Annotated in this window: 13 protein-coding genes; 12 read left to right on the top strand and 1 reads right to left on the bottom strand. The window is 39.6% G+C overall.

What is annotated here, in order from left to right:
• The first annotated feature begins 19 nt into the window (after positions 1–19).
• The 7 genes from rpmJ (at position 20) to ACTJJH_RS04325 (ending at position 4737) form a co-directional block, all read left to right on the top strand.
• Complete coding sequence (gene rpmJ / locus ACTJJH_RS04355) at positions 20–136, top strand: 50S ribosomal protein L36 (RefSeq protein WP_000867907.1); 117 nt, start codon at positions 20–22, stop codon at positions 134–136.
• A gap of 106 nt (positions 137–242) precedes the next feature.
• Complete coding sequence (gene rpsM / locus ACTJJH_RS04350) at positions 243–599, top strand: 30S ribosomal protein S13 (protein WP_000090816.1); 357 nt, start codon at positions 243–245, stop codon at positions 597–599.
• 19 nt (positions 600–618) lie between these two features.
• Positions 619–1005 (top strand): 30S ribosomal protein S11, encoded by a 387-nt coding sequence (rpsK, locus tag ACTJJH_RS04345; protein ID WP_001040166.1) that lies wholly within the window; start codon positions 619–621, stop codon positions 1003–1005.
• A gap of 12 nt (positions 1006–1017) precedes the next feature.
• On the top strand, positions 1018–1644 hold the full coding sequence (rpsD, locus tag ACTJJH_RS04340; protein ID WP_000135204.1) for a 30S ribosomal protein S4: 627 nt from the start codon (positions 1018–1020) through the stop codon (positions 1642–1644).
• 17 nt (positions 1645–1661) lie between these two features.
• Positions 1662–2669, top strand: a complete 1008-nt coding sequence (locus tag ACTJJH_RS04335; protein ID WP_002116730.1) for a DNA-directed RNA polymerase subunit alpha — start codon at positions 1662–1664, stop codon at positions 2667–2669.
• A gap of 18 nt (positions 2670–2687) precedes the next feature.
• Positions 2688–3065, top strand: coding sequence for a 50S ribosomal protein L17 (gene rplQ / locus ACTJJH_RS04330; RefSeq protein ID WP_002049717.1), 378 nt, complete (start codon positions 2688–2690; stop codon positions 3063–3065).
• A gap of 181 nt (positions 3066–3246) precedes the next feature.
• Positions 3247–4737: a flavin-containing monooxygenase gene (locus ACTJJH_RS04325; protein ID WP_440600795.1), complete on the top strand. Its 1491-nt coding sequence runs from the start codon at positions 3247–3249 to the stop codon at positions 4735–4737.
• Positions 4738–4787: 50 nt separating this feature from the next.
• Here ACTJJH_RS04325 and ACTJJH_RS04320 read toward each other — a convergent pair whose 3' ends face one another.
• Complete coding sequence (locus ACTJJH_RS04320; RefSeq protein ID WP_014207741.1) at positions 4788–5960, bottom strand: acyl-CoA dehydrogenase family protein; 1173 nt, start codon at positions 5958–5960, stop codon at positions 4788–4790.
• A gap of 188 nt (positions 5961–6148) precedes the next feature.
• Here ACTJJH_RS04320 and ACTJJH_RS04315 point away from each other — a divergent pair, with 188 nt between their 5' ends.
• From ACTJJH_RS04315 to ACTJJH_RS04295, 5 genes are all read left to right on the top strand, one after another.
• The gene (locus ACTJJH_RS04315; RefSeq protein ID WP_002117064.1) at positions 6149–6406 is read left to right on the top strand and encodes an FAD assembly factor SdhE; all 258 of its coding nucleotides are present in this window, start codon (positions 6149–6151) and stop codon (positions 6404–6406) included.
• Between the two features lie 6 nt (positions 6407–6412).
• Positions 6413–6802 carry a hypothetical protein gene (locus tag ACTJJH_RS04310; protein WP_032036731.1) on the top strand — a complete coding sequence of 130 codons (390 nt, stop codon included), beginning with the start codon at positions 6413–6415 and terminating at the stop codon, positions 6800–6802.
• 770 nt (positions 6803–7572) lie between these two features.
• Positions 7573–8661: a hypothetical protein gene (locus ACTJJH_RS04305; protein WP_014207738.1), complete on the top strand. Its 1089-nt coding sequence runs from the start codon at positions 7573–7575 to the stop codon at positions 8659–8661.
• A gap of 84 nt (positions 8662–8745) precedes the next feature.
• Positions 8746–9321: a rhombosortase gene (gene rrtA / locus ACTJJH_RS04300; protein ID WP_139310002.1), complete on the top strand. Its 576-nt coding sequence runs from the start codon at positions 8746–8748 to the stop codon at positions 9319–9321.
• Between the two features lie 179 nt (positions 9322–9500).
• On the top strand, positions 9501–11696 hold the full coding sequence (locus tag ACTJJH_RS04295) for a TRAP transporter large permease subunit (RefSeq protein WP_063097833.1): 2196 nt from the start codon (positions 9501–9503) through the stop codon (positions 11694–11696).
• Positions 11697–11825 lie beyond the last annotated feature (129 nt).

Below are 11825 nucleotides of genomic sequence, written 5' to 3'. Positions count from 1 at the left end.
CGCACTTAGAGGTTTCATCATGAAAGTACAAGCTTCTGTAAAGAAAATTTGTGGTAGCTGTAAAGTTATCCGTCGTAATGGGGTTATTCGCGTAATTTGTAGCGCAGAACCTCGTCATAAGCAGCGTCAAGGTTAATCTAATCAAGACCTGTTGATTTCAGTAGGCGAATTGGGTTAATATCCGCCCCTCAAGATTTTTGTGGGGCGGTTGATTATCTCTACTGCCTTTTTGGAGAAAGTGAATGGCTCGTATTGCCGGTGTAAACATTCCGGATAACAAGCATGCTGTTATCTCCCTCACTTACATCTTTGGTATCGGTCGCCACACAGCTAAGAATATCTTAGCTACAGTTGGTATTACTGAAACTACTAAGATCCGTGAGTTGGACGATGCTCAGCTTGATGCGATTCGTGCAGAAGTTGCTAAGGTTCCTACCGAAGGTGACTTACGTCGCGAAATTTCCATGAACATTAAACGTTTAATGGATTTGGGTTGCTACCGCGGCCTTCGCCATCGTCGCAGCTTGCCTGTCCGTGGTCAACGCACCAAAACTAACGCACGTACCCGTAAAGGTCCGCGCAAACCGATTAAAAAGTAAGATTTCTGGAAGCTAAAAGATGGCTAAAGATACTCGCACACGCAAGAAGGTCACTCGTACCGTCTCTGAAGGTGTTGCACACATTCACGCGTCTTTTAATAACACCATTGTTACGATTACTGATCGTCAAGGTAATGCATTGGCTTGGGCCACCTCAGGTGGACAAGGCTTCCGTGGTTCACGTAAATCAACTCCGTTTGCTGCTCAGGTAGCTGCTGAAGTTGCTGGTAAAGCAGCTTTAGATTACGGTTTGAAAAATCTGGACGTCCTTGTAAAAGGTCCTGGCCCAGGTCGTGAGTCTGCGGTTCGTGCATTAGGCGCAGTGGGTTATAAGATTAACAGCATTACCGATGTGACTCCAATTCCTCACAACGGTTGCCGTCCACCTAAAAAACGTCGCGTGTAAGGAGAAACATTCATGGCTCGTTATATTGGTCCAAAATGCAAACTCTCTCGCCGCGAAGGGACAGACCTGCAACTTAAATCTGGCGTTAAACCATTTGACGTCAAAACTAAAAAAGCTAACAAAGCACCTGGTCAACATGGTCAGGCACGCGGTGGTAAGCAATCTGAGTATTCGCTACAATTACGTGAAAAACAAAAAGTCCGTCGTATTTACGGTGTGTTAGAACGTCAATTTAGTAACTACTATAAAGAAGCAGCTCGTGTTAAAGGCGCAACAGGTGAGAACTTGTTGAAATTGCTTGAAAGCCGTCTTGATAACGTTGTTTATCGCATGGGTTTTGGTTCTACACGTGCAGAAGCTCGTCAGTTAGTAAGTCACCGTAGCATTACTTTGAATGGTCGTCGTGTAAACATCGCATCTATTCAAGTTAAAGCTGGTGATGTAATTGCGGTTCACGAAGGTGCTAAACAACAATTGCGTATTAAAAACGCGATTGAGTTAGCTGCACAACGTGGTATTCCAGCTTGGATCGAAGTTGATCATTCTAAGCTTGAAGGTACGTTTAAAGCTGCACCAGATCGTTCTGATTTACCTGCTGAAATCAACGAAAGCTTGATTGTAGAATTGTATTCTAAATAATCCTTGAGGTAGCAATAATGACGCGTACTGCAAACGAGTTTCTAACTCCGCAAGCGATCAAGGTCGAAGCGGTAAGCGGGACCTCGGCAAAAGTGATTCTAGAACCTTTAGAGCGTGGTTTTGGCCACACTCTAGGTAATGCTTTACGTCGCATTCTATTGTCTTCTTTACCTGGCGCTGCTGTGGTTGAAGTAGAAATAGAAGGTGTCGAGCACGAGTACAGTACTTTAGAAGGCTTGCAGCAGGACATCGTCGAGCTCTTGCTGAACCTAAAAGGATTGTCTATTAAGCTGTTCGATCAAAATGAAGCATATTTAACATTAGAAAAACAAGGTCCTGGCGATATTACTGCTGCTGACCTTCGTTTACCTCATAATGTTGAAGTGGTTAACCCAGAACATTTAATCGGTACTTTAAGTGCTTCAGGCTCATTAAAAATGCGTTTGAAAGTTGCTCAAGGTCGTGGTTATGAAACATCTGATTCTCGTTTCCCTGAAGGTGAAACACGTCCTGTTGGTCGTTTGCAATTAGATGCTTCTTATAGCCCGATTAAGCGTGTTTCTTACACCGTTGAAAATGCGCGTGTAGAACAACGTACCGATTTAGATAAACTGGTAATCGACCTCGAAACAAATGGAACGGTTGATCCTGAAGAAGCGATCCGTAAAGCGGCAACAATCTTGCAACAACAAATTGCAATTTTTGTTGATCTTCAGAAAGACCAAACTCCAGTTGCTCAAGAGCCTCGTGAAGAAGTTGACCCAATCTTGCTTCGCCCAGTAGATGATCTAGAGCTTACTGTTCGTTCTGCTAACTGTTTGAAAGCAGAAAATATTTACTACATTGGTGATCTTGTTCAACGTACTGAAGTTGAGTTATTAAAAACTCCTAACCTTGGTAAAAAATCGTTAACAGAGATCAAAGATGTTTTGGCATCGAAAGGCTTACAACTCGGTATGCGTCTTGAAAACTGGCCACCAGCTAGTCTTCGTATGGACGACCGTTTTGCCTATCGTAGCCGTTAATTAAGTAGGACTATCACCATGCGTCATCGTAATAGTGGTGTGAAATTAGGCCGTACAAGCAGCCATCGTAAAGCGATGTTCCAAAACTTGGCTAATTCTTTATTTGAACACGAGTTGATCAAAACAACTGTGCCTAAAGCTAAAGAATTACGTCGTGTTGCTGAGCCTTTAATCACTCTAGCAAAAAACGATACTGTAGCAAATCGTCGTTTAGCATTTGCTCGTACTCGTAATGCTGCAACTGTTGGTAAATTATTTACCGTACTCGGCCCTCGTTACAAAGAACGTAACGGCGGTTATCTACGTGTTCTTAAAGCGGGCTTCCGTGCTGGTGATGCAGCACCGATGGCTTACGTTGAGCTTGTAGATCGTGAAGTAAACACTTCAGCTGAATAATTGATTTTATTCAAAAAAGACCGGTTTTATACCGGTCTTTTTTATTTCTAGTCACAAAATAAATTATAAAAATGTCCTCAAGTGACATAAAAAAGTAGATAAACGGTCAAACTTGACATTGTGTATTGTCAAAATTGTGTTTTAATAAACTTATATTCTCAACAATGGGTATAAAAATAAAATGGAAAAGCAAGTTGATATTTTAATCATTGGCGCAGGTATTTCAGGAATCGGAATCGCTGCCCATTTGTCAAAAAATTCACCACAACGACAATTCGAGATTTTAGAGCGTCGTGAGTCTTTTGGTGGAACATGGGATCTTTTCCGTTATCCTGGTATCCGTTCAGATTCAGATATGTCTACCTTTGGTTTTAACTTTAAACCATGGTGTAAAGCGAATGTATTAGCTGATGGTGCTTCTATTAAAGGATATTTAGGCGAAGTAATTGATGAATATAAATTAAAAGAAAAAATTCATTTTGGTCATCGTGTACTTTCTGCTAATTATGATTCGGCTTCAAAAAAATGGCAGGTTGTAGTCGAAGATAGCAATAAAAAACAGCAGACTTGGATTGCCAACTTTGTTGTAGGTTGTACAGGTTACTATAATTATGATCAGGGTTATGCGCCTTCTTTCCCAAATCAAGAAGCATTTAAAGGGCAACTCATTCATCCACAGCATTGGCCTGAAAACTTAGATTACACAGGTAAGAAGGTAGTTATTATCGGTAGTGGTGCAACAGCGATTACTTTAGTACCAGCAATGGCTAAAGGTGGGGCAGGTCATGTGACCATGTTGCAACGTTCACCAACCTATATTGCTAGCGTTCCTTCTATCGATTTCATCTATGAAAAAACGCGTAAATTTATGTCTGAAGAGGCAGCTTATAAATTTACCCGCGCACGTAACATTGGTATGCAGCGCGCTATTTATGCGTTGTCTCAGAAACATCCTAAAACTGTACGTCGTTTACTTTTAAAAGCAATTGAAGTGCAGCTTAAAGGTAAGGTTGATATGAAGCATTTTACGCCTTCATACAACCCTTGGGATCAGCGTTTATGTGTAGTGCCAGATGGTGACTTATTTAAAATTTTACGTGAAGGCAAAGCAAGTGTAGAAACTGATCAGATCGAGAAATTTACTGAAAAAGGTATTTTACTTAAATCTGGCAAACATCTTGATGCTGATATCGTTGTTTCTGCGACAGGACTACAAGTTCAGATTATGGGTGGAGTTCAGGCGACTCTTGATGGGAAACCAATCAACTCATCTGAACATATGCTTTATAACGGCATAATGCTAAGTGATGTGCCGAATATGGCTATGATTATTGGCTATGTGAATGCCTCATGGACACTCAAAGTAGATATAGCTGCCGAATATATTTGTCGCTTATTAAACTATATGGACAAAAATAGTTATGATGAAGTGATTCCATCGGGCGATAAGGCTGTGATGGAAGAAGACACCGTAATGGGGAAACTATCTTCAGGTTATATTAACCGTGCATCACATGAACTTCCTAAACAAGGTAAGCGTGCTCCATGGCAGGTGACTAATAACTATTTAGAAGATAGAAAGTCTTTGAAAAATGCAAAATTTGAAGATGGCATTCTTCATTTCCATAAGCGTTCTGAAGCAAATGAGCGTAAACCAAAATTAGTATCTTAATTCGTATGAAATAAGAAAAGGGGCGTAATGCCCCTTTTCTTATGAAACTATTAAAGTGTTCTTGAAATTAATTCTTTCATGATTTCATTTGTACCTGCATAAATTCGATTTGCTCGATGATCAATGTATGCGCGTGCAATTGGATATTCAAGCATATAGCCATAACCACCATGCAATTGAAGGCATTCATCTACAATCTTCGAGAACATATCAGAAATTTTATATTTAGCAGCAGCTGCAGCTTCTACACTCAATTTTTCTTCAAGTTGTAATTCCATACAACGATCTAAATATGTCCGGCAGAAATCGATTTCTGTTCTAAGTTCAGCAAGTTTAAAACGCGTATTTTGAAATGCGCCAATAGGTTTACCAAACGCCTTACGATCTTTTGTATATTGAACAGTATGTGCAAATGCTGCTTCAGCACCTGCCTGACAAATAATAGCAACTAACATTCGTTCCCATGCTAATTCTTTCATGAGCATGATAAAGCCCATACCTTCCATGCCTAAAAGGTTTTCTTTAGGAACTCGAACGTTATCAAAGAATAATTCGCAGGTATCTTGGCCTTTCATACCAATTTTGTTTAGAGGTTTACCTTTACTAAAACCAGCACGATTTGCTTCTACAATAATTAAGGATAAGTTTGCCGAACCTTTATCACTATTGCCAGTCTTACAAACGACTACTGCCATGTCGCATAAGTAGCCATTCGTAATAAAAATTTTAGAGCCATTAATGACATATTCATCACCATCAAGTACGGCGGTGGTTCTTACCGCTTGTAAATCTGAACCAGTGCCTGGTTCCGTCATTGCAATAGCAGTAACAACTTCTCCAGTTGCCATTTTGGGTAACCATTTTTGTTTTTGCTCTTCATTACCAAAATTATTAACGTAATTAGCAACAATATCGGAATGTAGAGAAAAACCAGTACTTGAGTCCATCGCATACGCCTGTTCTTCAATAAGAATCATACTGTATAGGCGATCTACCCCAGAGCCACCATATTGCTCTGGCATCGTGGTGCAAAGAAGACCTAGTTCTCCAGCTTTATTCCAAAGATCTCGGTCAACATGTTGCTGTTTTTCATATTTTTCTATATTGGGAACGACTTCCTTTTCATAGAATTTACGCACTGTCTCACGGAAAGCTTCGTGTTCTTCATTGAATAATTTTCTCGGTAACATATTTGGAATAGGACGGATGGCACCAGATTGCATTTGTATTTCTTCCTTGGTTCAGGTGTGATGTTATGCCCTAAACATACGTAAGCATTTCATGCCCCACAATGTGATGAATGCTCAATTATGCGGACAAGATGATAAATTTGGTCAATTTGATATTTTTAGCGATCTTTAGGGTGTGATCAGGTAAACTAGGCGCACTATCAACACAGATGGGGACGTAAATGTCTGACGAAATGACCTTGGAAGAACGTAAAGTAATTTATCGAGCACGCCGCGGCTTAAAAGAAATTGACGTCTATTTTGACCCGTATGTAAAAAACTATTATTTAAAAGCTGATCCGGCAGAAAAAGCATTATTTGCAGAACTAGTTGATCAAGAAGATCCAGATTTATTAGATTGGTTCATGGAAGTTTCTGAGCCTCCACGTACTGAGTTACGTGAATTTATTTATAAACTAAAACAGTATGTACATGGCTAAACTGTTTTGATAAAAGAATTAAATTTTGAGCTGAAATATAGCCGTGTCTCGGTAATATTTCAGCTTTTTGTTGGTTTGGGTTTAGCAATCCTGCTTTATCAGTTATTAACACCGATATGGTGGCTATGTGCTGTCGTTCTTCTATTTATTGGTTCTATTTTCTTTTTAAAGCAAGCACAAATATCTCAAATTGAATATTTAGATCAAAAATTATGGTCGGTTGCATATTTTTCGAAAAAAGAAATTTACCGCGCGGAAATTACTAAAATAATTGATTATCAGTTATTTGTAGTTATTTATCTTGAAGAAACTCCTACGAACATAGCTATTGTTTGGTTCGATCAGCTTCCTATTCAGCAGTGGAAAAGATTAAAAGTTTTAGAAAAACTCTATTAATTGTTAGACAATTCTACAATTGTATATTTATTTAAAAATTATAAAAAACAAAAACTTAATAATTTTTTTCTTCATTAAACGTCGGATTGTCTAATTAAAATATAGAAAAAAGCCAAGGAAATATGATTGTCTGACAATTTCGCCTATGGGTATCTATTTGATCGGTTAAAGTACAAACACCAACGTAAAGTGTGTCGGAGGTCTCAAAATGGAGATGCCAACATGGTCGTTCTTGGTCATTGCCATAATTCTGGCAGTGGTGATAGGAAGAGCAGGAACTTTACTCAGGGAACATCTTAACAAAGTTAGTTTTAACAAGGTTAAGAGACAGAGGATGCAAGGTCGTCGATCAGTCAATTATTAAAATTGGTTAATCGATTAATTTCATCAAGTGTCCAGTTTATAACTGGGTGCGATTGTAGTAAGGAGGTCTCTCATGGAGATTTCAATGTGGATGTTTCTGTTAATTGCAGTCGTTATGGCTGTAGTAGTAGGAAGAGCAGGAACTTTACTTAAGGATTATATAGAACAAAAATAATATAAGCCGTTAAAAGCTTATCCCAGTTAATAAGTAGCATGTGCTGAACCGTCGCAATGCTACTTTTTTTTGCCTAAAATTTGTGTTTCCTCGAAAAACTGTCAATTTTATCTGCTGTGAAGTGTGTCAAAGTATAAGCGCTACAATTAGAGTAATTACTCTTTTATTCAAGATATGCATCTGCTAATGTACATCTGAAAAGGAAAAAACAAATTACATAGAGGACAGGAAGATGTCTAAAGTCCAAAAAATAAGCCAAGGTTTGGCGGTGAGTTTTCTTGCAGCTTCAGTTTTATCAGGTTGTTCATACGTCGTGAAAACCGGAGCAAATGTTGCTCTAGGTTTTACGGAAAAGCACGTCGTTCCACCTATTTTGGCAATGCAAGATGCCGAAATGGTATGTAATACCGGTAGTGCGTTAACACCTGCAATCATGTCTACTAAAGGGATGGGTGCAGATCCGACACGTGTTGCAGTATTAATGTATGCAGCATCAGGTGTATGTGCGGAAAATCAAGCTTTAGAACAAGAACTGCGTTATTTACGTGCTTCAAAAGCAGGTCAAGTGACAGAAGCCCAAGATGCACGTATTGCACAGAAGCGTTGGGCAGCAATTGCAGCTGAACGTCAGTATACAGGCTATAAATTATTTGCTGATCGTTGGGAATCTAAATATAAATATCACTTAGGTGACTCTTGCCCAACGATGCGTAATGATACTGATCAAACCGTTTATTTACTTGGCATGATCAGTGGTCTTCAGGCTGTGACCAACGATATTAACTCAGGCGGCGCAGTCAATGTTCCTAAAGATATTGCTGCTATTGTAGAGCGTGGCATGGTTTGTCTAGATAATGAAAAATTCTGGGGCGCACCTAACGCAACGCGTGCTGTTATCTGGACTTTATTGCCAGGTGCTGATGAAGGGAAACCTGATCCATACCAAACTTTAAAACAGTCAATTCAGATTGGTGAGAAAAAAGGTGTTCGCCTATCTCATGCCTTATATGCGGTAGCTGCCCAAGCAAGCGGTGATGATGCAAAAATCCGTGATGCATTAAGATCTTATGCGGCGTCTCAAGCTGATGACAAACCTGTCAATCCTAACTTTAAGTTAATTGATAGTATGGCTGGCCTTATTGTACGTGGTATCTCTGACCGTTACTGGACCGAGCATACTGGTGTACGTACCGGAGATGATGGCATGTCTCATTTCTGGGATGATAAGAATGAAGGTGCAGCAGAACTAGATGAGTTGTTTGATGGGGGAGCCGCTTCTGAAGTTCCTGCTGATTCATCTGCTCCACCAGCAGCGCAGTAAAGAATATTTGAAAGGCTAACTTCTTGCGAGTCTATTGTTAAGTTCTACAATAATCGTAAGAAGTTTAATTTCAAGGAGTGTGCCATGAAGGATCATGTACTGAATAGTAAAGTGCTTTTGGTCGCAGTGTGCATTTCCATATCTGCTTGTCTACAGGTGTTTCCTGATACTTTTATTTATTGGCGCGAAAGTTTACTTGGCGAATTCTGGCGTTTATGGACTGCTCATTGGGTACACGTTGGATGGGTTCATTTCCTTTTAAATATGATGGCATTCGCCTGTTTACCCTTTATCTTTCCACATACAAAAGCATGGCATCTTCTAAGTCTACTTTTACTATTGCCACTCTTTATTAGTTTGGTGTTCTACTTTTATTTACCTTATATCGAAGCTTATGCAGGCTTGTCTGGTGTCTTACATGGGCTATATACAGCGGTTGCTTTAGTCTATCTGCAATATCGTAAAGAGCGAAATTTTGCTTTGCTGGTTTTAGGGTTAATTATTGCCAAACTTATATGGGAAAACACTTTTGGGCAAACAGGAACCGCTCAGTTAATAGGGAGTCCAGTTTTAACTGAAGCTCACCTATATGGAGCAATTGGTGGCGCAATCTTTGGAGGATGCTATTGGGTTTTCCAGAGATTAAAAAAGAAACATTGACAATACAAACTGTTAAAAAAGAGATTTTAGTCATTCTTTATTAACAAAGTTTGATGCAAATTTGATCGTTGAATAAAGGGATTGGTAGAAGGGGGATGGATTTAACCCCTGACCAAGAAAAATTGCATGACTCAATTCTTTAATTTTTAGGGACTTGAGAGAACAAAATTGGAATATTTATGCAAGAACATCAAGAAAAAAGATCTGGATTAGGTCTGCTGGGTTATATCTGGAACGAATGGATCTCAACATTCGTCATCCTCATTCTGCTATTAATGACGCTAATTATTGGTACCGGGGAAATGATCCACGGACAATTATTACGTATCGGGGAACGTCTTTATGGCGACCCTGCTACAGGTATGCAATATTCTTTTTTGCGTGCTGAGCCTGAAAAGCCAACTTGTGATCGACATCCAAATATCGAGGCTCAAGTAAAAGAACAAATGAAAGCAAATGCGTCTGATGATTTCGCGAGTTTCTTTGGTGCAGCATCGGAAAGTGATGTCCGTGCATCACTACTCGCAGCGCAGCAACAATGTGACGAAAAATATCAGGCGTATGATAAAACTATTAAATATATCGAAGCTAACCCAGGGGTACGTACTTACCGTGCTATCGAGACAGGTTTCTTTGGTATTTTTAAATTTGGTACAGAGAACCGTGCCATTTTACTAGTCTTTATGGTTCTGATTTCTGCGATTACTGCATCGTTGAAATATCACCATATTGGCTTGCGTAATCCGGCAACAAAAATAGATTACAAAGTGTATTCCCTGTTTATGTTGATTGGTAATGCACTACTTAGCTGTTCCGTCATTAGTCAGTATCGTTCAGTCATAAATTCTGGGGTAACACCTACCTATGAAACAGTAACGATTTACTGGATATGGATGATTCTATTTGTTGTTCTGACTTTAATTAGTTTGTATCAATTATTTGTTTCACCTCCACCAAAGCGTGAAGGCGGGAATATAGGCTTAGCCTTATTGTCGGTGCCTTTATACGCTTACATGGCCCTAATTACGGGCATCGTATTTACATTCTTTATGGATTACCCAATGGGGCAAGGTATTTACCTTGGTTTATTGGTTGAGTTCTCGGGTATCTTCTTAAACCTTGCCTTGTTCATTTGGGCAGGTATGCTTTTAACTCAAACACGCGTTATGGACTTGTTCCTTAATGTGCTTCGTCCATGGAACTTGGCACCAGAAACCCTAACTTGGTTAATTCTAATTGCTGCTGCTGTACCAACAGCTTATACAGGTGCATCAGGTATTTTCGTTATCGCGGCCGGTGCAATTATTTATAAAGAAGTCTGGAATGCGGGTGCTCGCCGTCAATATGCTTTGGCTGTGTCTGCAATGTCAGGCTCTTTAGGGGTAGTTGTACGTCCATGTCTACTGGTTGTTTTAATTGCAATGCTTGATAGCCGTCATGTTACGTCGGATGAGCTATTTGGGCATGGTATTTATGTATTTTGGTTAACTGCATTTATTTTCTTGGGTGTTTCACTACTTCTGGCTGAAGAAAAATTCCGTGTGAATTCACCAAAAGTTGCGATTCCGGGCATGATGCGTGCCTTTGTACCTGTAATTCCATACATTCTGATCACTGCTGTTGTTCTTGCGATCTATAAATATGCACTAGATACAGGAATGAATGAATTTACTGCACCAGTAATTTTGCCATTAGTTCTGATCGCAATGATCCTGTATGACAAATTGGTTGCGACCAAAGAAGCGCCCGCAATCAATATTCATGAAGCGATTGTTCGTGAACACGAACAAAAATCACCATTTCTTCGTGCACATGATCCGCATAGCTCTCAATACCGTCTTGGTTTTGGTGGAGCACTTCGATTTGCGACCTCAGAAACTGTAGGCCATATCGGTGCTTTAATTATCTTGATGGCATTGTCCGCAAGTGTAGGCGGTTTAATTGAACGCTCTGAAGTGGTTGAATTATTACCGACTCATTTGGGCAGTATTTATATATCACTCGCATGTATTGCGCTATTGCTTGCCATTATTGGTATGTGTACAGATCCATTTGGTGCTGTAATTTTAGTTGCTGCAACTATTGCGCCTGTGGCATACGAAAATGGTATTCATCCAATTCATTTCTGGATGATTGTGTTGGTTGCATTCGAATTTGGCTACGTAACACCACCAGTTGCCTTGAACCATCTACTTACGCGGTTGTCCGTGGGGGATGATGAAGTGAACGCTGCTGATGCTGAAGCGAAAGAGAAATATACAAGCTTCTACTTCCGTTATGAGCGCTGGTTGCTCCCAATTATTGTCTTGTTCTCATCATTGGTATTAGTGACTTATGTGCCATACGTATTTAAGTTATTCGATTGGTATAAATAACTTAATCAAAGTATTGGTTATACAAAAAAGCCTTCCTAAATGGAGGGCTTTTTTAATAAATGGATTAAGTGAATTTAGAACAAGATGATTAGGATTATTTAAATCCGGCCAAAAAAGCTAAAGATATAC

Source organism: Acinetobacter sp. 22301, assembly GCF_052045285.1.
Lineage (GTDB): Bacteria > Pseudomonadota > Gammaproteobacteria > Pseudomonadales > Moraxellaceae > Acinetobacter > Acinetobacter pittii.
The sequence above is the reverse complement of the archived record's forward strand: the minus strand, read 5'-3'. Positions and strand labels throughout refer to the sequence as shown.

Excerpts from the sequence above, each read along its gene's own strand:
- rpmJ (WP_000867907.1), top strand. The coding sequence starts at position 20 with ATGAAAGTACAAGCTTCTGTAAAGAAAATTTGTGGTAGCTGTAAAGTT.
- rpsM (WP_000090816.1), top strand. The coding sequence starts at position 243 with ATGGCTCGTATTGCCGGTGTAAACATTCCGGATAACAAGCATGCTGTT.
- rpsK (WP_001040166.1), top strand. The coding sequence starts at position 619 with ATGGCTAAAGATACTCGCACACGCAAGAAGGTCACTCGTACCGTCTCT.
- rpsD (WP_000135204.1), top strand. The coding sequence starts at position 1,018 with ATGGCTCGTTATATTGGTCCAAAATGCAAACTCTCTCGCCGCGAAGGG.
- ACTJJH_RS04335 (WP_002116730.1), top strand. The coding sequence starts at position 1,662 with ATGACGCGTACTGCAAACGAGTTTCTAACTCCGCAAGCGATCAAGGTC.
- rplQ (WP_002049717.1), top strand. The coding sequence starts at position 2,688 with ATGCGTCATCGTAATAGTGGTGTGAAATTAGGCCGTACAAGCAGCCAT.
- ACTJJH_RS04325 (WP_440600795.1), top strand. The coding sequence starts at position 3,247 with ATGGAAAAGCAAGTTGATATTTTAATCATTGGCGCAGGTATTTCAGGA.
- ACTJJH_RS04320 (WP_014207741.1), bottom strand. The coding sequence starts at position 5,960 with ATGCAATCTGGTGCCATCCGTCCTATTCCAAATATGTTACCGAGAAAA.
- ACTJJH_RS04315 (WP_002117064.1), top strand. The coding sequence starts at position 6,149 with ATGTCTGACGAAATGACCTTGGAAGAACGTAAAGTAATTTATCGAGCA.
- ACTJJH_RS04305 (WP_014207738.1), top strand. The coding sequence starts at position 7,573 with ATGTCTAAAGTCCAAAAAATAAGCCAAGGTTTGGCGGTGAGTTTTCTT.
- rrtA (WP_139310002.1), top strand. The coding sequence starts at position 8,746 with ATGAAGGATCATGTACTGAATAGTAAAGTGCTTTTGGTCGCAGTGTGC.
- ACTJJH_RS04295 (WP_063097833.1), top strand. The coding sequence starts at position 9,501 with ATGCAAGAACATCAAGAAAAAAGATCTGGATTAGGTCTGCTGGGTTAT.